Raw genomic sequence first — 23,559 nt, forward strand, 5'->3', positions numbered from 1 at the left:
TGTGTCCCTTTACTTCGCTGCGAAGGCGAGTTCGGCCGCCTTGTCGGCAGCCTCGTCCATGGTGGCGACGACGGTGACCAGCGGGTGGTTGGCCTCGTCGAGGATGCGGCGACCCTCGTCGACGTTGTTGCCGTCGAGGCGGACGACCAGCGGCTTGTTGGCCTCGTCGCCGAGGATCTCGAGGGCCTTGACGATGCCGTTCGCGACCGCGTCGCACGCGGTGATGCCACCGAAGACGTTGACGAACACGCTCTTGACCTGAGCGTCGTTCAGGATCACGTCGAGACCGGCAGCCATGACGGCTGCGGACGCGCCGCCGCCGATGTCGAGGAAGTTGGCGGGCTTGACGCCGCCGTGCTTCTCGCCTGCGTAGGCGACGACGTCGAGGGTCGACATGACCAGACCGGCGCCGTTACCGATGATGCCGACCTCGCCGTCGAGCTTGACGTAGTTGAGGTCGTTCTCCTTGGCCTTGAGCTCGAGGGGATCGGTGGCGTCCTTGTCCTCGAACTCGGCGTGGCCGGGCTGACGGAAGTCGGCGTTGGCGTCGAGGGTGACCTTGCCGTCGAGGGCGAGGATCTGGTCGTCCGGGGTGCGGACGAGGGGGTTGACCTCCACGAGGAGAGCGTCTTCCTTGACGAAGACCTCCCACAGCTTCTGGATGGTCACGGCTGCGGCGTCGAGCACCTCGGCGGGCAGGTGACCCTTCTCGGCGATCTCGCGCGCGAAGTCCAGGTCGACACCCTTGACGGCGTCGACGGGCACCTTGGCGAGGCGCTCCGGCTTGGTGGCGGCGACCTCTTCGATCTCCATGCCGCCCTCGACCGAGCACATGGCCAGGTAGGTGCGGTTGGTGCGGTCGAGCAGGAAGGAGATGTAGTACTCCTCCGCGATGTCGCTGGCCTCGGCGACCAGCAGCTTCTTGACGATGTGACCCTTGATGTCGAGGCCGAGGATGTTCTCGGCGTGGGTCTGCGCGTCGTCTGCGGTGGCGGCGTACTTCACGCCACCGGCCTTGCCGCGGCCGCCGACCTTGACCTGGGCCTTGACCATCACCGGCTTGCCGATTTCCTCCGCGATCTCGCGGGCACCGGCGACAGTGTCGGTAACACGGCCGGCCGACGTCGGCACGTCATGCTTGGCGAAGAGTTCCTTCGCCTGATATTCGAAGAGATCCATCTGCTCACCGTCTCGTCTGCGTTCACGCCCGCTCCGGGGTATCGAGCGGGTCGTTTCGGACTCTAGTTTCTCGGCCGGGCCGCGGATCACGCGCGGCAGTCCCATGTGGTACAGGTCACGTGCGCGTCGGTTCCGGGAACGACTTCGCAGTTCCCCTCCCGAAACGTGGCCGACGCCACGATCGAGTGGAGCACTCGGTTCAGAATGACAGGTGGCCACTTGCCCATCGGCACCGGATCCCGCCTGACGGGCGCACAACGAACTCGTGACATGTCGCAGAACAGTGTTCGAGCCCGCATCGGCTGGCCCATGTCCCAATTTGCCCTGGTTTGAACTGTGATGCCACTCACATAACGTCTGCTGGACGAACTACGGCTTGCCACCCCCGCGATCGCTTCGTTACCGTCGCCTGGTCGAAGTAACGATGAGGTCACGAACGGAGGATGGCATGCGCTCTGGCAGTCCGAGTGCCGGCAGCCGAACCCGCCGTCCCGAATCGACCCCCGACGACTGGAATCCCTGGGAAGCCGCCACGCTGGATTTCCGGAACACCGGCCCCGGTCCCGAGGCGACCTACTACTCCGATTCCCACGGCCACGCCGTCCGCGACGACCGCTTCTCGCGCGATCACTCCGAGAGCAGCGACGTCACCGCTCCCGCGTCCCGTGGTGGAGCCCATCGACTTCCCACTCCCCCCACCGCCCTCAAAGGCCGCGCCGCCGTCTTCGCGGTCGCTGCCGGTGCCGTCGTGGCAGCCGGCCAGGCCGCAGCCAACGGCGGTCCGGGGCAGAGCACCGGACACTCCGAGGTCGCTCTCGCCGCCGGTGAAGCAGATTCGTCGGTCATCACCGCCACCGCCGTGCCCCAGGCCGCGCAGTTCGCACCGAGCGCCGACGCCGAGCCGTCGCAGGCTCCGCAGGTGCTCAACATCGCCGATCCGAACGATCTGTCGCAGTTCTCGAATCTCCTGGCCAAGGGTCAGCGGTTCAGCGAGGAACGCGCTGCGCGCGAGGCCGCCGCCCGCCGCCCGCTGTTCGTGCTTCCCGCCGTGGGTTCGTTCACCTCGCACTTCGGTGCCCGCTGGGGCACGCTCCACGCCGGCATCGACATCGCCGGTCCCATCGGCACCCCGATCCTCGCGGTCGCCGACGGGGAGGTCATCGATTCCGGTCCGGCCTCCGGATTCGGCATGTGGATCCGGCTCCTCCACGCCGACGGCACCGTCACCGTGTACGGGCACATCGACCAGTCGCTCGTCAGCGTGGGTCAGCGGGTCATGGCCGGCGACCAGATCGCCACCATGGGCAATCGCGGCTTCTCCACCGGCCCGCACCTGCACTTCGAGGTGCACCTCAACGGCGTCGACAAGATCGACCCGCTTCCGTGGCTCGCCACACGCGGCATCTCGCTCGGCCCCGACCGCGACTGATTGCCGACCGCAGCGGGAGCAGACGGCCGAAAAGCAAGGCCGGAGCGCCCTAGAGCTTCACCATCGGCACACCGCCGACCAGCATCAGCCGCACCTTGCCGGCACTACCGAAATCGATCACGACGGTAGCCGTGGGGCCCGACCCGCGGGTTTCGAGAACCGTTCCCAGACCGTACTTGTCGTGACTGACGCGATCGCCGACGTCGAGCACCAAGTGGTTGTTGCGTCCGCGCGCCGCACCGAAACTCGGGGTGCTCGACGAACCCCGCCCCTCGCCCGCACCGAAGCGTGAACCCGTGCCCGAACCGATCGCCTGCCCGCGTGCAGGTGTGGACTCGAGGCGTCGCCAGTCGATGAGATGTTGCGGAATCTCCTGCAGAAAACGGGATTCCGGATTGGTGAGCGGCTGCCCCCAGGACGAGCGCAATACGGCCCGCGAGAGGTAGAGACGACGCCGGGCCCGGGTGAGACCCACATACGCGAGACGTCGTTCCTCGGACAGCTCGGCCGGATCTCCGAGGGCGCGCATGTGCGGGAACTGGCCGTCCTCCCAGCCGGTGACGAAGACGACCGGGAACTCGAGACCCTTCGCGGTGTGCAGCGTCATCAGCGTGACGACGCCGGCCTCGTTCTCGGGGATCTGGTCGGCGTCGGCGACGAGCGAGACCTTCTCGAGGAACGCTGCGAGTGATCCCGGTTCGGGATCGCCCTCCTCGCGTTCGTCGTCGACGATCCCGGCCGCGTTGCGAACGTCGGCACTGAATTCCCTTGCCACGCTGACAAGTTCGTGAAGGTTGTCGAGACGGGCGCCGTCCTGGGGATCGTCGCTCGCCGACAACTCGGCGCTGTATCCGGTGCGTTCGAGGATCGCATCGACCACATCGCCGATGTCGACCATGTCGTTGCCGTCGGCGTCGCTCGCGACGAGCATCGTCCGCAGGCCGTCCATCATCTCGACGAATCCGGCGATCGCCTTCTGCGCCCGCGTGTTCAGCAGCGCGACCTTGCCGGCAGCGGCGTCGATGAGTGCCTGCCCGAAACTCACACCCAGGCGCTCGGCGTGGACCGCCACACACGCCTCGGCGCGATCACCGATACCGCGACGAGGGGTGTTGAGAATGCGCCGCAGGCTCACCGTGTCGTCCGGATTGTCGAGCACCTTCAGGTACGCGACGACATCGCGCACCTCCTTGCGCTCGTAGAACCGCACCCCGCCGACGACCTTGTAGGGCACTCCGTGCCGGATGAAGACGTCCTCGAACGCACGGGAGGCATTGTTGGTGCGGTAGAACACCGCGATGTCGGAATAGGTGGTGTCGCCGCCGTCGACGAGCCGGTCGATCTCGGCTGCGACGAACCGGGCCTCGTCGTGCTCGTTGTCGGCGACGTAACCGGTGATGAGTTCGCCCTCGCCCGAATCGGTCCACAACCGCTTCTCGCGGCGACCCGTGTTCTTGGAGATCACGGAATTCGCCGCCGACAGGATGTTCTGGGTGGAGCGGTAGTTCTGTTCGAGCAGGATCGTGCGGGCCTGCGGATAGTCGCGCTCGAACTCCTCGATGTTGCGGATCGTGGCGCCGCGGAAGGCGTAGATCGACTGGTCGGCGTCGCCCACCACGCACAATTCGCTCGGGGGAACGGCGGATTCCTCCTCCGGATCGCCCACGAGGGTGCGCACCAGCACGTACTGCGCGTGGTTGGTGTCCTGGTACTCGTCGACGAGCACGTGACGGAACCGGCGCCGGTAGTACTCGGCGACCTGCGGATGTGCCTGCAGCAGCGCCACCGTCTCGCCGATGAGGTCGTCGAAGTCGAAGGCGTTCGCCGTGCGCAGGCGCTGCTGGTAGTGCGCGTAGACCCGCGCGACGACGCGGGTGAGTTCGGTGGCCGCCGAATCGGTCTCCGCCTCGTGCGCGGCCTCGTCGGGCCCGATCAGCTCGTTCTTCAGGTTCGAGATCTGCGTGGACAGCAGCCGCGCGGAGTACTTCTTGCTGTCGAGTTCGAGATCCTTCGCGATCATCGTGAGCAGACGACGGGAGTCGTCGGCGTCGTAGATCGTGAAATTCGAATTCATGCCCGTGAGCAGAGCGGCCTGGGCGCGGAGGATCCGGACACAGCTGGAGTGGAAGGTCGAGACCCACATCGCGTTCGCGCGCGGCCCCACCAGGGCCGCCACCCGCTCGCGCATCTCGGCGGCAGCCTTGTTGGTGAACGTGATGGCGAGCACCTGACCGGGGGCGACGCCGCGCTCGGCCAGCAGATAGGCGATGCGTCGCGTGAGCACGGCCGTCTTGCCGGAGCCGGCACCCGCGACGATGAGCAGCGGGGCTCCTTCGTGCGTGACCGCTTCCCGCTGCTGCGGATTGAGCCCTTCGAGAAGAGCATCGGATCCGGGGCGGGAGTGTGCGAGTGCGACGGGAGTGTTCATCGTTTCACCAAACTACCGGACCGCCCGGACAACGGATCCGGACCGCACCGTCGATCAGGGCGAGTGGCAGGGCCGACAGGGTGAGTGGCAAACTGGGGGCCATGTCTTCTGTCCTTTGCAGGCTCGGATCGAGTTCCGGTTGTCGCTGTCGATTCCCGACGGCCGGCCCGACCCGATACCGGTAACAGCCGCTCCCAGACGGGCGATCCTTCAGAGCAGATGCGAGGAGACGACATGAGCACGCACATCGATTCTTCCCTTTCCGGCGAGCCGGCAGAAGCCGACGACGCCGGAGTGCCCACCGAAGCCGAGATCGAGGAGCTCCGCAAGGAGATCGATCGCCTCGACGCCGAGATCCTGGCTGCGGTCAAGCGGCGCACCGAGGTCTCCCGCATGATCGGGCGTACCCGGATGGCATCCGGCGGTACCCGTCTCGTGCACAGCCGCGAGATGAAGGTCCTCGAGCGGTTCAGCGAACTGGGCCAGGAAGGCCACACCCTGGCGATGCTGCTGCTCCGCCTCGGGCGTGGCCGTCTGGGTCACTGACGGCGGGGCCGTCCCGGTCACTGACGGCGGGGCCGTCCCGGTCACTGACGGCGGGGCCGTCCCGGTCACTGACGGCGGGGCCGTCCCGGTCACTGATTCCCCACCGCTCTCACTGCAGGGCGATGTACTTGGTCTCGAGAAATTCCTCGATGCCTTCGGTGCCGCCCTCGCGTCCCAGCCCGGAATCCTTGATCCCGCCGAACGGTGCCGCGACGTCCGAGACGACACCGCGGTTCACACCCACGATGCCGGTTTCGAGCGCATGCGACACGCGCAGGGCGCGGTCGAGATCGCGCGTGAAGATGTAGGCGGCGAGCCCGTACCGGGTGTCGTTCGCAGCCGCGAGCGCTTCCTCCTCCGTGTCGAAGCCGGTGACGGCCGCGACCGGTCCGAACACCTCTTCCTTCAGGATGCGTGCCTGGTGCGGCACGTCGTCGAGCACGGTGGCGGGATAGAACCATCCCGGACCGTCCGCGGCCTCACCGCCCAGTCGCACCGAGGCACCCGCCGATACCGCGTCCTGCACGAGTTCGATCACGGTCTTCTTCTGCTTCTCGTTGACGAGCGGGCCCAGCGTCGCGTCGGGCTCCGTTCCCGGCCCGAGCTTGTACGACGCCATGCGCTCGGTGAGCTTCGCGACGAACTGCTCGCGCACCGAATTGTGGACGTGGAAACGGTTCGCGGCCGTGCAGGCCTCTCCCCCGTTGCGCAGCTTGGCTGCCACCGCACCCTCGACGGCCGCGTCGAGATCGGCGTCCTCGAAGACGACGAACGGCGCGTTGCCACCCAGTTCGAGCGACGTGCGCAGCAGTGATCGACCGGCCTTCTCGGCGAGCGTGCGCCCCACCTCGGTGGAGCCGGTGAAGGTGAGCTTGCGCAACCGGGGATCCTCGAGGAGCGGACCGGTGACCTCACTCGCGTGCGAGGACGGCAGCACCGACAGGACGCCGGCGGGCAGTCCTGCCTCGTCGAAGAGTTGTGCGAGCAGCTGGATGGTGAGTGGTGTCTCGGAGGCGGGTTTGACGATGATCGTGCAGCCCGCGGCGAGGGCGGGGCCGATCTTGCGGGTGCCCATCGCGAGCGGGAAGTTCCACGGCGTGATGGCCAGGCAGGGGCCGACAGGTTGTCTGGTCACGAGGACACGCCCGGTGCCGGCCGGGGCGGGTGTGTAGCGACCGGAGATGCGGACGGCCTCCTCGGAGAACCACCGCAGGAACTCGGCCCCGTAGGTCACCTCGGACCGGCTCTCCGGCAGTGCCTTACCCATTTCGAGGGTCATGAGCAGCGCGAAGTCGTCGGCGCGGTCGGTGATCTTCTGCCAGACCGCCCGCAGTAGTTCGGCGCGTTCGCGCGGTGGGGTCGCGGCCCACGCCGGACCGGCCGCGACGGCCGCGTCGAGGGCCCGCACGGCATCACCGGGCCCGGCGTCGGCGACACGCGCGAGTTCTTCGCCGGTCGCGGGATCGTGGACTCCGAAAGTGGCTCCGTTCTCGGCCGCAACCCATTCACCGCCGAGGAACAGGTCGGTGGGGACGGACCGAATCAGTTCTGCAGCATCCATATGCCCCATCATGCGCGCCACAGCCGCTCGCTGCCGGGAACCTCGGGATCCCCGCCTTCACACACCGGGCACACCCCCTCGGGGCGCACTACTGTCGACGACATGAGCGACGTAACCGCAACGGCACCGTGGAAAGCTCTGGAAAACCACCGCGACCGGCTCGAATCGGTGTCACTGCGGCAGTTGTTCACCACCGAACCCGACCGGGTCTCGGCGCTGACGATCCCTGCCGGGGATCTGGTGGTCGACTTCAGCAAACAACGCCTCGACACCCCGGTGCTGCACACCCTGCTCGAACTCGCCGAGCAGACGGGTGTGGCCGCCGCCCGCGAGGCGATGCTCGCCGGTGAGCACATCAACAGCACCGAGGACCGGGCGGTGCTGCACACCGCCCTACGGCTGCCGCGGCAGGCATCGCTGATCGTCGACGGAATCGACGTCGTCGCGCAGGTGCATGCCGTGCTCGACCGGATGGGTGAGTTCACCGACCGGATCCGCGACGGACGCTGGCGCGGCGCCACCGGGCAGCGGATCACCACGGTGGTCAACATCGGCATCGGCGGCTCCGATCTCGGCCCGGCGATGGTCACCGGCGCGCTGCGCCGCTTCCACGACGGGCCCGCGGCACGGTTCGTCTCCAACGTCGACCCCGCCGATCTGACCGCCGCGCTGGCCGATCTGGATCCGGCGACGACCGTGTTCGTCGTGGCGTCGAAGACCTTCTCCACCCTCGAAACGCTGTCCAATGCCACCGCCGCCCGCCGCTGGCTCGTCGACGCCCTCGGCGAGGACGCCGTCGCCCAGCATTTCGTGGCGGTGTCGACGCACACGCAGCGGGTACGCGAGTTCGGTATCGACCCGGCGCACATGTTCGAGTTCTGGGACTGGGTGGGGGGCCGCTATTCGGTGGGTTCGGCGATCGGGCTGGCGGTGATGTGCGCGATCGGACGGCAGAAGTTCGGTGAGTTCCTCGCCGGCATGCACGCCATCGACGAGCATTTCGCCACCGCCGAACCGGCGCGCAATGCGCCGTTGCTGGCCGGGGTGATCGGGGTGTGGAACGCCAGTGTCCTCGGCCATCGGTCGCGGGCGGTGGTGCCCTATGCGCAGGATCTGGCGCGGTTGCCGGCCTATCTGCAGCAGTTGACCATGGAATCGAACGGCAAGTCGGTGCGCGCGGACGGCACCGCGGTGCGCTGCCCGACCGGGGAGGTGTTCTGGGGTGAGCCCGGCACGGGCGGTCAGCATGCCTTCTTCCAGTTGTTGCATCAGGGCACCGAGATCGTGCCGGTCGATTTCCTGGGCCTGGCGCGCAGTGGGGACGACCTGCCCGCCCGCGACGGCACCACCTCGATGCAGGTGTTGGTGTTGGCGAACATGTTCGCCCAGGCCAAGGTGTTGGCGTTCGGGCGTGAGGCCGACGAGGTCCGCGCCGAAGGTGTGCCGGAGGCGTTGGTGGCGCACAAGGTGATGCCCGGCGATCGGCCGTCGACGACGATCCTGGCGCCCGAGTTGACGCCGTCGGTGCTCGGGCAGATCATCGCCTTCTACGAGCATCAGACCTTCGTCCAAGGGGTGATCTGGGGGATCGATTCGTTCGATCAGTGGGGGGTCGAACTCGGCAAGACCCAGGCCACCGCCCTGCAGGCGGTGCTCGCCGGCGACGAGACCCCCGACACCGGCGATGCCTCCACCGACCACCTGATCGAGACCTACCGAACCCTGCGCGATCGGGCGTGACCGCTCTCGGTCACGCTGCCTTCGGATCGGACCACGCCGTGGTGGTCCGGACGCGACCGTGGGTGTCGACGAGGCGCGCGGGCAGGTCGTACTGCTCGAGCCACGACACGGCCCCGATCCCCCGCTGCAGCGCCGTCGCCGCAGCCGCATCGGCCCACACCGCGTCGGGAGCGATGACGCTGACCAGACGCCACCGCTCCGGGTCGGCGACATCGCTGGTGTGCGACGCCATCGCCGATCCGGCCGGCAGTTCGACGGACCCGCGATCCGGAAGCGGCACCTGCCATCCCCCGGCCGGGGCGTGACCCGCGGTGGCCATGACATCGCCGATGCGTACGAGCGCCCCGCATTCGAGCAGGCTCGCGACGAGCGCCGCCGAGTAGTCGACGGTGTCGGCCACGGCCGTCGCGCCGAGTTCGAGACTCACCCCGAACGGGGCGAGCACGACGTCTCCCTCGATCTGCACGTCGCGGTAGGTCGGGATGGGATGGATCGGCGGGATGGCACCCGCGTCGACGGAGGCGTCGTCGGAGTCGACCGGAGTGACGGTCCCGCCCGTCATACGGGCCGCCCACAGCGCCGACCGCACCATCGACGCCAGGCGGGGGCTCATCGTGACCGGAGTGCCCTGCGCGAGATTGACGGAATGGATCTCGGCGTCGCCCCGGCGGCTGTCGCTGACCGCCTCGGATTCGGCGACGACGCCGCGCACGATCATGCGGGCACGGTGCAGTGCGTGCGGCTCGGTCACCGCGAGTGCGATCTGCCGACCCCACTCCCACCATTCGTTGCTGCCGACCATGACGGGCTCCACCCGTGTTCGATATCTCGCAGGATGTATTCCAGTATGCCCGCGGCCTACGACGGGTGACAGCGCTGCAAGATCGGGCCCGCCCTCGTCAGACCCGCTCGAGGATCGCGGCGGTGTCCACCCCGGTCGGCAATGTGCCCATCGCAATGCCCCAGTCGTCGTCGAGCCGGCTCCGGCAGAACGCCTCCGCGACCGCGGGGTGCCCGTGCCGGACGAGCTGGGCTCCCTGCAGGACGAGAGCCATCAGTTCCACGACCCGCCGTGCCCGGTATTCCGCGTCCTCGAGGTCGGCGAGCTCCTTGCCGACCCGGGCGATCGCCGAATCGAGCCGGGGATCGGAGCCTTCCGCGAGCCGGACCTCGGTGAAGAACGCCTCGACGGTGTCGGGTTGCCGGGCCATGGCCCGCAGGGCGTCGAGCGCCGCGACGTTTCCGGACCCTTCCCAGATCGACATGAGCGGCGACTCGCGGTACAGCCGCGGCATCCCCGATTCCTCGGCGTAACCGTTGCCGCCGAGACATTCGAGGGCTTCGGCCGTCAGGGCGGGTGCCCGCTTGCACACCCAATACTTGGTGACGGCCAGCGCGATACGGCGCAGCGCAGCTTCCTGCTCGTCCCCCGCGGCGCGGTCGGTGGCCCCGGCCAGACGCATCATCATCGTCGTCGCAGCGTCGGATTCGACGACGAGATCGGACAGGACGTTGCGCATGAGCGGCTGGTCGACGAGCAGCGCGCCGAACGCCTTCCGGTGTCGCGCGTGATGCACCGCGCGCAGCGTCGCGACCCGCATGTTGACCGCCGAGCCGATGACGCAGTCGAGCCGCGTCATGTTCACCATCTCGATGATGGTGTTGATGCCCCGCCCCTCGGGGCCGACGAGCCACCCGATCGCGTTCTCGTACTCGATCTCGGAGGAGGCGTTCGACTTGTTGCCGAGCTTGTCCTTGAGCCGCTGGATACGGATGGCGTTACGGGTGCCGTCGGGCAGGACGCGCGGCAGCAGGAAGCACGACGGTCCGTGCTCGGTCTGCGCCAGCGTGAGGAACAGATCGGACATCGGCGCGGATGTGAACCACTTGTGCCCGACGATCGTGTACGACCCGTCCGCGTTCGGGGTGGCGGTGGTGGTGTTGGCGCGCACGTCGGAACCGCCCTGCTTCTCGGTCATCGACATCCCGGCGATGAGGCCCTGCTTCGAGGAGGGCTCCCTCAGTCCGAAGTCGTAGTGCGGGGCGGCCAGCAGCGGTTCGTAGCGCTCGGCGAGTTCGGCGTTGTGGCGCAGCGCCGGAATCGCGGCGTAGGTCATGGAGATCGGGCACATGTGCCCGGCGTCGGTGTGTCCCCACACGTAGAACTTCGCGGCACGGGCGACATGCGCGCCGGGACGCGGATCGCGCCAGGGCGCGGCGTGCAGGCCGTTCTCGACGGCGACGGTCATCAGGTCGTGCCAGTGCGGATGGAACTCGACCTCGTCGACGCGGTGGCCGTGACGGTCGTGGGTGTGCAGGACGGGCGGGTACTCGTTGGCGAGGCGACCCCAGTCCTGGGCGCGGGGGCTGCCGGCCAGGGCGCCGAGTTCACGGACCTCGTCCTCGGCCCATCTCGCCCCCTCACGGCGCAGCCCTTCGAGCAGGGCCGGATCGTCGGCGGCCCGGTAGGGCTCGAGGTCCGGGGCCTGGTTGAACACCTCATGGGTGGCGGGGAAATTCACGGCTTCACTCCTGACACGATGTCGTTCCGGACGGCAGGGCACCCGGCCGCCCGCAGGGCGAGGACGACGAGATCGGGGACGGTGGATTCGGCCGCGCCGCGAAGGCGACCATCGGCCGCGCCGCGCAGGCGGCCGGTGAGGACCTCACCGACCGCACCGACGAGGGCGGCGGCGGTGAGTTCGGCGTCCTGGCCGGGGAATTCACCGGCCGCGATGCCGTGGTTCACGGCGTTCGCGAAGGCCGCCGCGAAAGCGCGACGCAGCACGAGCCGTTCGGCGTCGACCGCGGCGTCGACCGGTTCGGCGAGCAGTGCGTAGGCGAGGGTGGGATTGCGCAGCGCACGCCGGGAGAACGTCTCGACCACCGCGCTGACCCGGTCGGCACCGGATCCGGCTGCGGCTGCGGCCGTCACGGCCTCGACCTCGCGCCCGCACAGTTCCCGGAAGATGCGCACCATGAGGTCGGACTTGTCGACGTAGTGCCGGTAGACACTGCCGGTGGCGACGCCGGCGCGTTCGGCGACCGCGGAGACGGACAGTCCGCTGTAGCCGCGCTCGCTCAACAATCCCACGGCGGCAGCGGCGATCGCCTCGCGCTGCGCGTCGAGTCGCTCTTGTACTGCGGGTGTCCGCCGGTACGCCACACCAAGAATTGAACCTCGGTTCAGTGCTTCGGTCAACGGTCGGCGCTACGGTCGGACCTGTGAATCGACTCAGCGTCGTGGACGAGATGTTCCTCCACCGCCACAAAGGAACCGGTCTGCCGTCGGTGATGCAGGGCCTGTGGCGCACCGACGAGACCGTCGACGCGACCCTGTTGCTGTCCCTCCACGACGTGCTGTCCGAAGGCCCCCTCGGACGCCGCGTGGTCCGGTCCCGGGTTCCCGGCGCGCGCCCCCGGTTCGAGCCGAACACCCACGTCCATCCGCTGCGCTATCCCGCGACGCCCATTCCCGACGACCAACTCCTCGCCTGGGCCGACGAGCACGCGAACGTGAACGTCGATCCCGAACTCGGTCCCGGCTGGGCCCTCGCCGCGACCCGCCTCGCGAGCGGCGGCACGGCGCTGTCGATCGTGTGCTCACACGTTCTGACGGACGCACGGGGATTCGTCCGCGCGGTCGCCGACGCCCTCGCCGACCGGCCGCGGCGACCGGACCCCGGTCGTCACTCCGACCTGCGCGACGCGATGCAGCTGCTCCGGAAGGTCGGCGGCGGACTGCGCAGCGTGAAGTACACACCCCGCACCGAGAAGGCACCCGCACCACAGACGGTGCGCGCCCGGCCCCGCACCGCGCTGGTCGACGTCGACGCCGCGCAGTGGAAGGCACTCGCAGCAACGGAGGACGGCACTCCGAACGCCCTGCTGCTCGCCGTGTCGGCCGGCGTCGCCCGCCGCGCCCGGATCCCGTTCCCCGTGCGCATCTCCGTTCCCATCGACGACCGGGCAGACGGAACCGTCTCCAACGGTGTGTCGATGGTGGGGATCTCCGTCGACGAGGGCGACACCGTCGCCTCGATCCGCGCCCACGCCGCGCAGGCCTACACGCAGCCGCGGGAAGGGGCACCGCACAACATGCCGGCCGAGATCCTGCAGCTCCTCCCCGACCGGCTCGCCGCCCGCGTCGCGCGGGGCGCCGGCGAGCGCGACCTGTTGTGTTCCAACATCGGCGCCGTGCCCCGCGAACTCACCACCCTGGGGCCGTACCGCACCACCGGGATCGCGATGCGCGCCATGCATCCGGGACTCGACACCCGGCCGGCCCGCACCGCGACCCGGCTGTCGGTCTACGCCTGCCACACCGACGAGCGGTACACGCTGGCGTTCGTGGCTCTCGACAAGGAGCGCTTCCCCGACACCTCGACGCTGCGCACCTACGTCCGGGCCGAGCTCGCGGACCGGGGACTCGAGGCCCACGCCTGGTGACGCCGATCGCGGAGGCGACGGCTGCTGTGACGCCCCGTCACGTACAGTGCAGAGCATGACGGCCGAGACCCACGTCACATTCGCCGACGGGACCGTCCGCGGTTCCCGGCTCGGCGACCTCCTCGCCTGGCGCGGCATCCCGTACGCCGCTCCCCCGGTCGGTCCGCTGCGACTGCGCGCGCCGCAACCGGTCGAGCCCTGGACAGGGGTGCGCGATGCGACGCGGTTCGGCAATGCCGCACCGCAGCGTCCGCGTTATGCCGAGACGGGGCGTCGTGGGGTGCGTGTGCGTCCCGACGAGGACTGTCTGACCCTCAACGTGCTCGCCCCGGCCGGACGGGTCCACGCGCCTCGACCGGTCATGGTGTTCATCCACGGTGGCGCGTTCACCCTCGGCACGAGTGCCCTGTCGGTGTACGGCGGCGAGTCGCTGGTCCGGCGCGGCGACGTGGTCTACGTGTCGGTCAACTACCGCCTCGGAGCGCTCGGCTATCTCGACTTCGGCGCCTTCTCCACCGAATCGACGCGGTTCGATTCCAATCTCGGCCTGCGCGACCAGGTCGCGGCGCTGGAATGGGTGCAGCGCAACATCGCCGCTTTCGGCGGCGACCCCGGAAACGTGACGATCTTCGGCGAGTCCGCGGGCGGCACCTCGGTGACCACCCTGCTGGCGACACCCGCCGCGCGCGGACTGTTCTCCGCCGCGATCGCGCAGAGCCCGGCACCGAATCTCGTGGTCACCGCCGACCGCTCGGCCGAATGGGGCCGGAAGTTCGTCGAACTGCTCGGCGCCGATCCGGATTCGGCGGCCCGGGCGCTCCTCGACGCCTCACCCGTCGAGCTCGGACGGGTGGGCTCCCGGCTCGGGGCACAGGTGCTGCGCGCGACTCCCGGTCTGCATCCCTTCGGCCCGGTGGTCGACGGTGATTTCGTTCCGCTCCAGCCGCTCGAGGCGTACGAGACGGGTGCGGCGCATCCTGTTCCGCTCGTGCTCGGGACGAACGACCGCGAAGGTGCGCTGTTCCCGAAGTTCCTCGACGCGCTGCCGACGAGCCCGCGGCGGATCGACGCGTTGTTCGCCGCGACCGACCCGGAGGCGAAGGATCGCATCACGGCGGTCTATCCGGGATATCCGGACGAGCGTGCCGCGATCGATCTCGGCGGCGACCTCACCTTCTGGTATCCGTCCGTGCAGATCGCGCAGGCACATTCGCGTTTCGCGCCGACCTTCATGTACCGATTCGACCTCGCCCCGCGGCTGTTGCGGTGGATGGGCTTCGACGCGACCCACGCCGTGGAGTTGCTCGCGGTCTTCGACCAGAGCGGCGAACCGCTCGGCCGCGCCCTCACGGCGCTGGGGGGCCGACGCGGTCTGCGTACGGTCTCCGCGGCGATGCAGCGCCAGTGGCTGAACGTGGTCCGGCACGGCGAACCGCTGCCGTCGTGGCCGCGCTACGACGAGAACGACCGTGCGACAGTCATTTTCGACGAGGTCACGCGTGTCGAGCGCGATCCGCGCCGCGACCGGCGACTCGCGTGGGAGGGCTACCGCGGGTACACCGCTCCGGCACCCGTCCGGTGAGCGCCGCTATTTCGCCACGGTGAGCAGGAAGGCGACGTCTTCGATGGCGCTGACGCTGTGCCGCACGGCCGGGATGATGATCAGGTCGCCCGCCGAACCCTTCCACACGTCGTTGCCGGCGACGAGCTGGAGCTGACCCGACAGCACCTGCAGGGTCGCCTCGCCCGGGCTGTCGTGCTCGCCGAGTTCGTGCCCCGCCAGCAACGCGACGACGGTCTGCCGCAGGTGCTTGGTATGCCCACCGAAAACCGTCTGGGAGCTGCGTCCGCTGCTGGACGTCGCTGCGAGTTTGAGCTGCTGCCGTGCCATGGCGGTCAAGGAGAGCTTGTCCATGTACCGCAGTATCGCTCAGATGCCTCCGCGAGAACTCAGCTTCGCGCGTACCGGATCCAGCGGAACCTGATTCCCTTGGTGGACGTCAGCCATTGTCCGGGATCCGCCACCCACTCGGTCCCGATGGGAGGTGCGGTCGCATCTCCTGCGACGTCGAGGTCGACCTCGGTCACGAGCAGCTGCGTCGCGAACGGCATCGCCTGCGCGTAGATCTGGCCCCCACCCATGACGACGACCTCGTCCTCACCGGCGAGTGTCAGGGCGTCCTCGAGGCTCGTCGCGGTCTCGGCGCCCTGGGCCGACCACTCGACGTTGCGGGTGACGACGATGTTCCGCCGTCCCGGAAGCGGCCGGAACCTCGGCGGCAGCGAATCCCAGGTGAGCCGGCCCATGATCACCGGCTTTCCCATCGTCGCGTCCTTGAAGAACGCCATGTCCTCGGGGATGTGCCACGGGATGGTGTTCTCCCGCCCGATCACACCACCACGTGCCTGCGCCCAGACGAGGGTGACATCTCCCATCAGACGGCCACCGGCGCCTTGATCGCCGGGTGGTGCCGGTAGCCGACGACCTCGACGTCCTCGTAGCGGTAGTCGAAGATCGAGTCGCGCGGGTGCAGCTTCAACGTCGGGTAGGGATACGGCTCACGAGTGAGCTGTTCGGTGACCTGCTCGAGGTGGTTGGAGTAGATATGGCAGTCGCCGCCGGTCCAGATGAACTCGCCGGGTTCGAGGCCGGTCTGCTGCGCGACCATGTGAGTGAGCAGCGCGTAGCTGGCGATGTTGAACGGCACACCGAGGAACATGTCGGCGCTGCGCTGGTAGAGCTGGCAGCTGAGTTTGCCGTCGGCCACGTAGAACTGGAAGAAGGCGTGGCACGGCATGAGCGCCATCTTGTCGAGCTCGGCCACGTTCCATGCGGAGACGAGGATGCGACGCGAGTCGGGGTCGGTGCGCAGCGTCTCGAGGACCTGGCCGATCTGGTCGATGTGCTGTCCGTCCGGCGTCGGCCAGGAGCGCCACTGCACGCCGTAGACCGGTCCGAGGTCGCCGTCGGGCGCCGCCCATTCGTCCCAGATGGTCACGCCGTGCTGCCGCAGCCACTCGACGTTGGAGTCGCCGCGCAGGAACCACAGCAGCTCGTAGACGATGGACTTCAGATGCACCTTCTTCGTGGTGATCAGCGGGAAGCCCTCGGACAGATCGAAGCGCATCTGGTGGCCGAACAGGCTCCGCGTGCCGGTTCCGGTACGGTCGGCCTTCTCCGCGCCGGTCTCGAGGATCAGGCGCAGCAGGTCTTCGTAGGGCGTCGACACAGTCACGAGCGCAGTCTATCGGGGGCTCGAAGGTGTCCGTCGCCACCCGCGAACGGCCCGGCGACCGTAGCCTGTTCCCATGCCCGAGCTCCCCGAGGTGGAAGCACTTGCGGTGTTCCTGCGCGAGCACGCGGTCGGCAGCGTCGTCGGACGCATCGACGTCGCGGCGCTGAGCGTGCTGCAGACGGCCGACCCGCCGATCACGGCGCTGCAGGGACGCGACATCACCGGAGCGGCGCGCTTCGGCAAGTTCCTCGCGATCGACTGCTCCGGGCTGCATCTGATCACGCACCTGTCGCGCGGCGGCTGGTTGCGCTGGCTCGACGAACCGTCGCAGACTCCCCCGAAACTCGGTCGCGGTCCGCTCGCCCTCCGCGTGCACCTGTTCGCCCCCGACGCGACGACACCGGCCTTCGATCTCACCGAGGCCGGCACGAAGAAACGCCTCGCGGTCTGGGTCGTCGACGATCCGCAGCAGGTGCCGGGCATCGCCCGCCTCGGCCCAGATGCACTCGCCCTCACCCGCGACGAGTTCGCCGAGCTCCTGACCGACAGCACCTCGCGTCTCAAGACGCTGCTCACCGATCAGAAGGTTCTCGCGGGGATCGGCAACGCCTACTCCGACGAGATCCTGCACGTCGCGCAGCAGTCGCCGTTCGCGGCGGCCGGCAAGCTCACCGACGACGAGGTGACCACGCTGTACCGGACGATGCGGTCGGTGCTCACCGACGCCGTCACCCGCTCGGTCGGGCAGGACGCGGCGCGCCTCAAGGGAGAGAAACGGTCGGGGCTGCGCGTGCACGGGCGTACCGGCGAGCCGTGCCCGGTGTGCGGCGACACCGTCCGCGAGGTCTCCTACACAGACCGCTCGTTCCAGTACTGCCCCACCTGCCAGACCGGAGGGAAGGTCCTCGCCGACCGGCGGATGTCCCGCCTGCTGAAGTAGCGTGCGCGCCGTGCAGGCCCGTCCCCGTCTCCGCGAAGAAGTGCGCACCCTGGCGCCGGGTTACTTCGCCTTCGTCATGGCCGGCGGCATCGTCTCCACCGGCCTCCATCTCCGCGGTTTCCACTTCGCATCGGCCGCGCTGCTGATCGTGTCCGTGATCGGATACGCGACGCTCGTGGCCATGTCGGTGTGGCGGTTCCTCGCGTTCCGCGACGAGGTCCGCGCCGATCTCGCCGATTCCGGGCGGGCGTTCGGCTTCTTCACCTTCGTCGCGGGCAGCAACGTGCTCGGCGTACGGCTGATGATGGACGGCCGGCATTCCACCGCGGCGGTGCTGCTCGCGGGCGCGGCGGCGACCTGGCTGGTACTGGGATATGTCGTCCCGTGGACCGCCGTGCTCGGCACGGCGGAGCGTCCCGTCCTCGCGAAGGCCAACGGGACGTGGTTCATCTGGGTCGTTGCCAGCGAATCGGTGGCCATCGCCGCGGCCACGCTCCAGCCCGTCTACCGCGAACTCGACCGGCTCCTCGCCGCCGTCGCGGTGTTCACCTGGGGTGTGGGCCTGTTCCTGTACGCGGCGGCGGGCATCTTCGTCGCGGCGCGGATGCTGCAGTACCCGCTGCGTCCCACCGACCTGACCGCACCGTACTGGGTGTCGATGGGAGCGTGCTCGATCACCGTCGTGGCGGGCTCACGCATCGTCGAGATGGACGACGCCCCGATGGTGGACGCGACCCGCGGACTGATCGCGGGCCTCGCCGTCGTCATCTGGGCCTTCGCGACGTGGCTGCTGCCGCCTCTCGTCGCGGCCGGTTGGTGGCGTCACCGCGTCCATCGGGTGCCGCTGACCTACGACTCGGCCCTGTGGTCGATCGTCTTCCCGCTCGGCATGTACGCGGTCGCGGGGATGTATCTGGGTCGCGCCGACGATCTGCCGCTGGTCGGGGCGATCGGTGCCGCCGAATTGTGGGTCGCGGTGGCGGCCTGGGTCGTGGTGTTCGCCGCGATGCTGCACCGCATGTGGGTCCGGCTCACGCGGCCGGTCGAGCGCGACCGACCGTGACCGCCCGCGCGCGGGCACGCCCCATCTCGCCGTACCAGCGGACGGCGAGCACGACGGCCAGGGCCACACCGACCGCGTCGCCGCCGTAGTACATCAGCTGGGCCCCCGCCTGCAGATCGGATGCGGCGAACATCGTGCCGGGAGGTGACTGCGCGTACAGCGTCTTCGCCAGCACTGCATGAGCCGCGCCGGCCACGAGCAACACCACCGCGAGATGCGCGAGACCGTACCGGCGGCGGAGCGGATCGAGGCGGCAGATCGCGACGGTGAACAGCATCCCGGCGGCGAAGACGTGCAGGTGGACGACGGTCGCGACGAGCGGGTCGTCGTGCATGGCAGCGAACAGTGGCGTCCGGTAGAGCACCCACAGCCCACCCATGTCCAGCACGGCCGCGACGGCCGGCACCGTCAGCAGATCGGCCGGACGTGAATGCAGCACGGTGAGCAGGCCGGTGCGTGTGCGTCCCCCCGGGACGCTCCTCAACAGCAGCGTCATCGGCCTGCCCAACACGATCAGAAGGGGTCCGACCATGCCGACCAGCAGATGGCCGGTCATGTGGGAGGTGAACGGACCACCGGGCCAGGGCAGCACCGCCGCGGCGGCGACGGCACCGGCGCCCGCGACGACGCTCGCATCGCGCCACCGCGGCCACGCGTCGCCACGCCGGCGGAGCCGCACGGCCGCACCGGTGTACAGCGCGATCCCCACCCCTGCGGCGATCAGGACGACGAGGGCGAGCACACCCGGCCCCGTGTACGTCGGATGGTCGTGCACCGACGGCTCCTATCCGTCCGGGAGCCCGACGGTGCGGACGTTCCGCCGCGCCGACCACCACAGCGCAGCACCGGCGATCAGGAACACGAGAGCCGCTCCGATCCACGCCAGGTCGTAGGGCCACACGTCGACGTCGTACCGGATCTGGTGGATGCGGAGCACCTTGTGGTCGACCAGCCCGTCGAACAACTGGAATCCCCCGGCACCCATGAGCAGGGCCGCCCAGAAGTGCCGTACCGCAAGGGCATGTCTGCGACGCACGTCCGCGAGCAACGCGAATCCCGCTACGAGAACGAGCAACTCGGCAGTGTGCAGCAGGCCGTCGGAGGCGAGACCCACCGCGGGCGTGGAGCGATCGTAGAAGTGGTGCCAGCCGAGGATCTGGTGGAAGACGATCTCGTCGATCGCCGCCATGAGCGCCACACCGAGCAGAGCACCACTGATCGCGGAGTGCCGCACCGACATTCCGTCGCGCGTACCCCCGGGTCGCATCGCGCCGGTCATCGCTTCCTCACCGTGTCGTCCCGGGACCTGTTGTATCGGGATTGCGGATTGTTCCGATCCCGCGAGGGGTACCCGAGCGATCATGCTGAGAAACGCACTGTGGGAAGGCCTGGTCGCCGGTGCCGCCGGGGTCGCGGCCATGACTGTCGGAGAGAAGATCGAACAGGCCGTCACCGGGCGGCCGAACTCGCACGTCCCCGGCCGCGTCCTCGCCCGGTTGACGGGTGCGTCCGAGTCCGACGGGCAGAATTCGACCGCACTGAACTGGGCGATGCACTTCGGTCAGGGCATCGCCCTGGGTGTGGTGCGGTCGGTCATGGCCGAGGTGGGGCTGCGGGGCCCACTCGCATCGACGAAGTTCACCGTCGTGCGGCTGACCAACGACCAGATCCTCGAGAACGCGACCGGTGTCGGCGCACCGCCGCAGACGTGGCCCCGCTCGGAACTGGCCGTCGACGTCCTCCACAAGAGCGTCTACGGCTTCGTCACCGGGGCGGTCGCCGACGCGCTGGCCGCTCGCCGGGGCCCCGGCCCGGGTGGGCGGCACGCCGCGCTCGTCCCCGGCCGCCACTCCGGCATCGGCCCTGTGCCTCGCGGCATGGCAGCGGGACGGCTGCCGCGCGGAGCGTAGGCCACCTGGGGCGGAGCGCGGAGGGGTACGAGAGCGCCGCCGATGCGGCGGTTACCGTATCGGTGTGAGCGTCGAACTGCTGGACACCGGCCCCGTGGCCGGGCACCTGCATCGTCCCGAGGGGAGTCCGCGGGGCGCGGTCGCGCTGACGCACGGGGCAGGCGGCAACTGCGACGCCCGGATCCTGCAACTGATGTGCGCCCGGTTCGCCGACTCCGGCTTCCTCGCCCTGCGCTACGACCTGCCGTTCCGCCGGCGCACACCCAAGGGACCCCCGCAGTCGTCCCGGGCGGCGGAGGACCGTGAGGGTGTCGCCGCCGCGGCCGCTGAGCTGCGCGGACGGGTGTCCGGACCCCTGCTGCTCGGCGGTGTCTCCTACGGCGGCCGGCAGACGTCGATGCTCGCCGCCGACGAACCCGGCATCGCCGACGCGCTCGTCCTGCTGTCCTATCCCCTTCATCCCCCGGGGAAACCGGAGAAGCCGCGCACCGAGCATCTGCCGAGGATCGCGATGCCCACGGTGTTCGTCCACGGCGACCGCGATCCCTTCGGTACCTTCGGCGAACTACGGGAGGCACTCGCTCTCCTGCCCGCGGCCACGACCCTCGTGGAGGTCACCGGGGCCGCACACGACCTGAGCCGCGCGAAGACGGATCCGTCGGAGGCCGCCGTCTCCGCTGCGCTGCACCTGCTGGAAGAGAAGTCATGATCGAACCCACCGACGTCGCCATCGACACGCTGCTCGCCGAGCTCCGCGACCGGCTCGGCGACTCCGTCGATGCCCCGACCACCCTGCGTGGTCTGCTCGAGGCGGTGCTCGTCGTGGGATCGGGTCTCGAACTCGACTCCATGCTCCAGCGCATCGTCTCCGCGGCGACCTCGCTGCTCGACGCCCGGTACGGAGCGCTCGGTGTGCGCGCCGCCGACGGAGGCCTGTCGGAGTTCGTGTACGTCGGGATCGATCCGGCGCAGCGCGAGGTGATGGGTCACCTGCCCGAAGGCCGGGGCATCCTCGGTCTGCTCATCAACGATCCCCGGCCGGTGCGCCTCGGCGACCTGTCGAAGCATTCCGCCTCGATCGGCTTCCCGCCGAACCATCCACCCATGAAGAGCTTCCTCGGAACCCCGATCATGGTGCGCGGCAAGGTCTTCGGAAGTATCTACCTCACCGAGAAGCTGGGCGCGCCCGAGTTCACCGAAGAGGACGAGGTGATCCTCAAGGTACTCGCGATGTCCGCGGGCGTGGCCGTCGAGAACGCCCGCCTGTTCGAGGGCTCCCTCGCCCGCGAGAGATGGCTCACCGCAATGGCATCCATCAACTCCCGGCTGCTGATGGGCGGATCGGTGGACGAGACGCTGTCGATGCTCACCGGCCAGGTCCGCGAACTCGCCCGGTGTGCGGGAGTCTATGTCGTACTCGTCGACGGCCACCACGGCAGCCTGCAGGCCGCAGCACCCGCGCTCCCGTGCGGGAAGGACAAGCGCTTCGACATCACCGGATCACCTGTGCTACAAGCTCTCAAGAGCCGCCAGGTGATGCATCTCGACAGCCTCCCCGGGCTGCCACCGACGGAGCTGGGCGACGACGGACACGCGGTTGTGCTGCCTCTGTCGGCGACGTCGACCGTCACGGGCGTACTCATCGCGACACGTGAGGCCGGCACCGAACCGTGGGACGACGAGGACGTCGCCCGCTTCGAATCCATGGCGAACCTTGCCGCCGTGGCCCTCGAATTCGCCGAACAGCAGCGCAAGAAGCGTCTGCTCGATGTGCTCGCCGACCGCGACCGCATCGCACAGGACCTGCACGACAACGTCATCCAACGTCTGTTCGCCACCGGCATGAGCCTCCAGAGCGCGACCGCGGAAGGTGCGGGCACCGAACGCGCCGTGGAAGTCATCCGTCACGCGATCGAGCAGCTCGACCGGACGGTGCGCGAGATCCGCACCACCATCTTCGATCTGCACACCACCGGCGCGGCGGCATCGAACAGTCTGCGCCGGAGACTGCTGGACGTCGTGGGAGATCTGAGCATCCACTCCGCGGTGGCGCCCAACGTCCAGTTCGTCGGCCCCATCGACACCCTGGTCCCGATGCGCATCCACCCGCACGCCGAGGCCGTCCTCCGTGAAGGGCTGAGCAACGCGCTGCGCCACTCGCAGTCCGACAACATCTCGGTGTCGGTCTCGGTTCAGGACGACTTCCGGATCGAGATCCTCGACGACGGCACAGGCCTTCCCGACACACCTCGACGCAGCGGCCTGGCGAACCTCGAGCGGCGCGCCGTGCAGTGCGGCGGGTCGTGCGAGATCGGTCCGGCCGATCCGCGCGGCACGCGGGTGCTGTGGACCGTCCCGCTCTGACGGGACGAGCTCCGTATCCCTCGCGCCTAGGACGACGGCTTGCCGCGCTCGTTGCGCAGTTCGGTGGCGAGCACCGCCGCCTGGGTGCGTCGCTGCATGCCGAGCTTCGCCAGGAGCCTCGAGACGTAGTTCTTCACGGTCTTCTCCGCGAGGAACAACCGTTCGGCGATCTCCCGGTTGGTCAGGCCCTCACCGATGAGTTCGAAGACGGCGCGCTCCTGCTCCGACAGTTCGGCGAGCGGATCGGCCGTCCGCGACGCCCGGATCCGGTCCATGAGCGCGGCGGTGGCACGGCTGTCCAGCAGCGAGCCGCCTTCTCCGACGGTGCGGATCGCCGAGACGAGGTCGGTTCCGAGGATCTGCTTGAGCACGAACCCGGAGGCGCCTGCCATGATCGCGTCGAAGAGTGCTTCGTCATCGGCGTACGAGGTGAGCATCAGAGCGCGCAGATCCGGCATGCGGGTACGCAGCTCGCGGCACAGTTCGACACCGTTGCCGTCGGGAAGTCGCACGTCGAGCACCACGACGTCGGCGCCGCTGTCGGGTACGCGAGCCAGGGACTCACCCACCGAGGCGGCCTCACCGACGACGGTGAAGTCCGGCACGCTGCTCAGCAGATCCACCAGGCCGCGCCGCACGATTTCGTGATCGTCGACGAGGAACACGCGGGTCATCTCGGGCACCTTTCGTTGGCAGGCTTTCCGGTCATTGTCC

The 23,559-nt window shown here is 69.0% G+C and carries 22 protein-coding genes; 10 read left to right on the top strand and 12 right to left on the bottom strand.

The annotated features are described in order from the left end of the window. Positions 1–9: 9 nt before the first annotated feature. Positions 10–1,179: an ADP-forming succinate--CoA ligase subunit beta gene (sucC, locus tag EQ874_RS13175; RefSeq protein WP_129977043.1), complete on the bottom strand. Its 1,170-nt coding sequence runs from the start codon at positions 1,177–1,179 to the stop codon at positions 10–12. Positions 1,180–1,627: 448 nt separating this feature from the next. Between sucC and EQ874_RS13180 the strand changes: the two genes are divergently transcribed. Next, positions 1,628–2,608, top strand: a complete 981-nt coding sequence (locus tag EQ874_RS13180) for a M23 family metallopeptidase (protein ID WP_129977044.1) — start codon at positions 1,628–1,630, stop codon at positions 2,606–2,608. A 49-nt stretch (positions 2,609–2,657) separates the two neighbouring features. On the opposite strand, the gene pcrA is transcribed toward EQ874_RS13180, so the two are convergent. After that, positions 2,658–5,036, bottom strand: coding sequence for a DNA helicase PcrA (gene pcrA / locus EQ874_RS13185; protein ID WP_129977045.1), 2,379 nt, complete (start codon positions 5,034–5,036; stop codon positions 2,658–2,660). Positions 5,037–5,270: 234 nt separating this feature from the next. Here pcrA and EQ874_RS13190 point away from each other — a divergent pair, with 234 nt between their 5' ends. Next, complete coding sequence (locus tag EQ874_RS13190; protein ID WP_016932179.1) at positions 5,271–5,582, top strand: chorismate mutase; 312 nt, start codon at positions 5,271–5,273, stop codon at positions 5,580–5,582. A gap of 109 nt (positions 5,583–5,691) precedes the next feature. On the opposite strand, the gene EQ874_RS13195 is transcribed toward EQ874_RS13190, so the two are convergent. Then, a complete protein-coding gene (locus tag EQ874_RS13195) occupies positions 5,692–7,143 on the bottom strand; it encodes an NAD-dependent succinate-semialdehyde dehydrogenase (RefSeq protein ID WP_129977046.1) in 1,452 nt (483 codons plus the stop codon). A gap of 102 nt (positions 7,144–7,245) precedes the next feature. Between EQ874_RS13195 and pgi the strand changes: the two genes are divergently transcribed. Next, positions 7,246–8,883 carry a glucose-6-phosphate isomerase gene (gene pgi / locus EQ874_RS13200; RefSeq protein ID WP_129977047.1) on the top strand — a complete coding sequence of 546 codons (1,638 nt, stop codon included), beginning with the start codon at positions 7,246–7,248 and terminating at the stop codon, positions 8,881–8,883. Positions 8,884–8,893: 10 nt separating this feature from the next. Here the strand turns inward: pgi and EQ874_RS13205 are convergent, their stop codons facing one another. The 3 genes from EQ874_RS13205 to EQ874_RS13215 all read right to left on the bottom strand — a co-directional run bounded on the left by EQ874_RS13205 (position 8,894) and on the right by EQ874_RS13215 (position 12,049). After that, positions 8,894–9,685 carry an FAD:protein FMN transferase gene (locus EQ874_RS13205; RefSeq protein ID WP_016933264.1) on the bottom strand — a complete coding sequence of 264 codons (792 nt, stop codon included), beginning with the start codon at positions 9,683–9,685 and terminating at the stop codon, positions 8,894–8,896. Positions 9,686–9,782: 97 nt separating this feature from the next. Continuing rightward, complete coding sequence (locus tag EQ874_RS13210) at positions 9,783–11,405, bottom strand: acyl-CoA dehydrogenase family protein (protein ID WP_129977048.1); 1,623 nt, start codon at positions 11,403–11,405, stop codon at positions 9,783–9,785. Then, positions 11,402–12,049: a TetR/AcrR family transcriptional regulator gene (locus EQ874_RS13215; RefSeq protein WP_129977049.1), complete on the bottom strand. Its 648-nt coding sequence runs from the start codon at positions 12,047–12,049 to the stop codon at positions 11,402–11,404. Before EQ874_RS13215 ends, EQ874_RS13210 begins: the two co-directional genes overlap by 4 nt. A 59-nt stretch (positions 12,050–12,108) precedes the next feature. On the opposite strand from EQ874_RS13215, the gene EQ874_RS13220 reads away from it, so the two are divergent. After that, positions 12,109–13,332: a hypothetical protein gene (locus tag EQ874_RS13220; RefSeq protein ID WP_129977050.1), complete on the top strand. Its 1,224-nt coding sequence runs from the start codon at positions 12,109–12,111 to the stop codon at positions 13,330–13,332. A 55-nt stretch (positions 13,333–13,387) separates the two neighbouring features. Further along, positions 13,388–14,914, top strand: a complete 1,527-nt coding sequence (locus tag EQ874_RS13225; protein WP_129977051.1) for a carboxylesterase/lipase family protein — start codon at positions 13,388–13,390, stop codon at positions 14,912–14,914. A 6-nt stretch (positions 14,915–14,920) separates the two neighbouring features. On the opposite strand, the gene EQ874_RS13230 is transcribed toward EQ874_RS13225, so the two are convergent. From EQ874_RS13230 to EQ874_RS13240, 3 genes are read right to left on the bottom strand one after another with little or no spacing between them, the layout of a single operon-like run. After that, a complete protein-coding gene (locus tag EQ874_RS13230) occupies positions 14,921–15,247 on the bottom strand; it encodes a cupin domain-containing protein (RefSeq protein ID WP_016933259.1) in 327 nt (108 codons plus the stop codon). Positions 15,248–15,282: 35 nt separating this feature from the next. Then, entirely contained in the window at positions 15,283–15,768 is a 486-nt protein-coding gene (locus EQ874_RS13235) for a dihydrofolate reductase (protein WP_129977052.1), read from the bottom strand. Continuing rightward, positions 15,768–16,562 (bottom strand): thymidylate synthase, encoded by a 795-nt coding sequence (locus EQ874_RS13240; RefSeq protein WP_207213553.1) that lies wholly within the window; start codon positions 16,560–16,562, stop codon positions 15,768–15,770. The genes EQ874_RS13235 and EQ874_RS13240 overlap by 1 nt, the downstream gene beginning before the upstream one ends. A 79-nt stretch (positions 16,563–16,641) precedes the next feature. Between EQ874_RS13240 and EQ874_RS13245 the strand changes: the two genes are divergently transcribed. Together EQ874_RS13245 and EQ874_RS13250 are read left to right on the top strand one after the other, a co-directional pair. Next, entirely contained in the window at positions 16,642–17,508 is an 867-nt protein-coding gene (locus EQ874_RS13245; RefSeq protein ID WP_129977054.1) for a DNA-formamidopyrimidine glycosylase family protein, read from the top strand. 1 nt (position 17,509) lies between these two features. Next, a complete protein-coding gene (locus tag EQ874_RS13250; RefSeq protein WP_186455325.1) occupies positions 17,510–18,571 on the top strand; it encodes a tellurite resistance/C4-dicarboxylate transporter family protein in 1,062 nt (353 codons plus the stop codon). Here EQ874_RS13250 and EQ874_RS13255 read toward each other — a convergent pair. Next, on the bottom strand, positions 18,540–19,346 hold the full coding sequence (locus tag EQ874_RS13255) for a cytochrome c oxidase assembly protein (RefSeq protein WP_129977056.1): 807 nt from the start codon (positions 19,344–19,346) through the stop codon (positions 18,540–18,542). The genes EQ874_RS13250 and EQ874_RS13255 overlap by 32 nt on opposite strands. Positions 19,347–19,355: 9 nt before the next feature. Then, entirely contained in the window at positions 19,356–19,850 is a 495-nt protein-coding gene (locus tag EQ874_RS13260) for a DUF2243 domain-containing protein (protein ID WP_037222805.1), read from the bottom strand. Positions 19,851–19,932: 82 nt separating this feature from the next. Here EQ874_RS13260 and EQ874_RS13265 point away from each other — a divergent pair, with 82 nt between their 5' ends. The 3 genes from EQ874_RS13265 to EQ874_RS13275 all read left to right on the top strand — a co-directional run bounded on the left by EQ874_RS13265 (position 19,933) and on the right by EQ874_RS13275 (position 22,845). Next, entirely contained in the window at positions 19,933–20,481 is a 549-nt protein-coding gene (locus EQ874_RS13265; RefSeq protein WP_129977058.1) for a hypothetical protein, read from the top strand. 64 nt (positions 20,482–20,545) lie between these two features. Continuing rightward, positions 20,546–21,190 (top strand): alpha/beta family hydrolase, encoded by a 645-nt coding sequence (locus EQ874_RS13270; protein ID WP_129977059.1) that lies wholly within the window; start codon positions 20,546–20,548, stop codon positions 21,188–21,190. Further along, on the top strand, positions 21,187–22,845 hold the full coding sequence (locus tag EQ874_RS13275) for a GAF domain-containing protein (RefSeq protein WP_016933387.1): 1,659 nt from the start codon (positions 21,187–21,189) through the stop codon (positions 22,843–22,845). The genes EQ874_RS13270 and EQ874_RS13275 overlap by 4 nt, the downstream gene beginning before the upstream one ends. A 26-nt stretch (positions 22,846–22,871) precedes the next feature. Here EQ874_RS13275 and EQ874_RS13280 read toward each other — a convergent pair whose 3' ends face one another. Continuing rightward, a complete protein-coding gene (locus EQ874_RS13280; RefSeq protein WP_129977060.1) occupies positions 22,872–23,519 on the bottom strand; it encodes a response regulator transcription factor in 648 nt (215 codons plus the stop codon). Positions 23,520–23,559: the final 40 nt, after the last annotated feature.

This window comes from Rhodococcus sp. Q1 (assembly GCF_004153645.1).
Lineage (GTDB): Bacteria > Actinomycetota > Actinomycetes > Mycobacteriales > Mycobacteriaceae > Rhodococcus > Rhodococcus gordoniae.

Coding starts and splice junctions, on each gene's coding strand:
- EQ874_RS13245 (WP_129977054.1), top strand. CDS start 16,642: ATGCCCGAGCTCCCCGAGGTGGAAGCACTTGCGGTGTTCCTGCGCGAG.
- EQ874_RS13260 (WP_037222805.1), bottom strand. CDS start 19,850: ATGACCGGCGCGATGCGACCCGGGGGTACGCGCGACGGAATGTCGGTG.
- EQ874_RS13205 (WP_016933264.1), bottom strand. CDS start 9,685: ATGGTCGGCAGCAACGAATGGTGGGAGTGGGGTCGGCAGATCGCACTC.
- EQ874_RS13275 (WP_016933387.1), top strand. CDS start 21,187: ATGATCGAACCCACCGACGTCGCCATCGACACGCTGCTCGCCGAGCTC.
- EQ874_RS13190 (WP_016932179.1), top strand. CDS start 5,271: ATGAGCACGCACATCGATTCTTCCCTTTCCGGCGAGCCGGCAGAAGCC.
- EQ874_RS13180 (WP_129977044.1), top strand. CDS start 1,628: ATGCGCTCTGGCAGTCCGAGTGCCGGCAGCCGAACCCGCCGTCCCGAA.
- EQ874_RS13230 (WP_016933259.1), bottom strand. CDS start 15,247: ATGGACAAGCTCTCCTTGACCGCCATGGCACGGCAGCAGCTCAAACTC.
- EQ874_RS13225 (WP_129977051.1), top strand. CDS start 13,388: ATGACGGCCGAGACCCACGTCACATTCGCCGACGGGACCGTCCGCGGT.
- EQ874_RS13280 (WP_129977060.1), bottom strand. CDS start 23,519: ATGACCCGCGTGTTCCTCGTCGACGATCACGAAATCGTGCGGCGCGGC.
- pcrA (WP_129977045.1), bottom strand. CDS start 5,036: ATGAACACTCCCGTCGCACTCGCACACTCCCGCCCCGGATCCGATGCT.
- sucC (WP_129977043.1), bottom strand. CDS start 1,179: ATGGATCTCTTCGAATATCAGGCGAAGGAACTCTTCGCCAAGCATGAC.
- pgi (WP_129977047.1), top strand. CDS start 7,246: ATGAGCGACGTAACCGCAACGGCACCGTGGAAAGCTCTGGAAAACCAC.
- EQ874_RS13265 (WP_129977058.1), top strand. CDS start 19,933: ATGCTGAGAAACGCACTGTGGGAAGGCCTGGTCGCCGGTGCCGCCGGG.
- EQ874_RS13235 (WP_129977052.1), bottom strand. CDS start 15,768: ATGGGAGATGTCACCCTCGTCTGGGCGCAGGCACGTGGTGGTGTGATC.
- EQ874_RS13195 (WP_129977046.1), bottom strand. CDS start 7,143: ATGGATGCTGCAGAACTGATTCGGTCCGTCCCCACCGACCTGTTCCTC.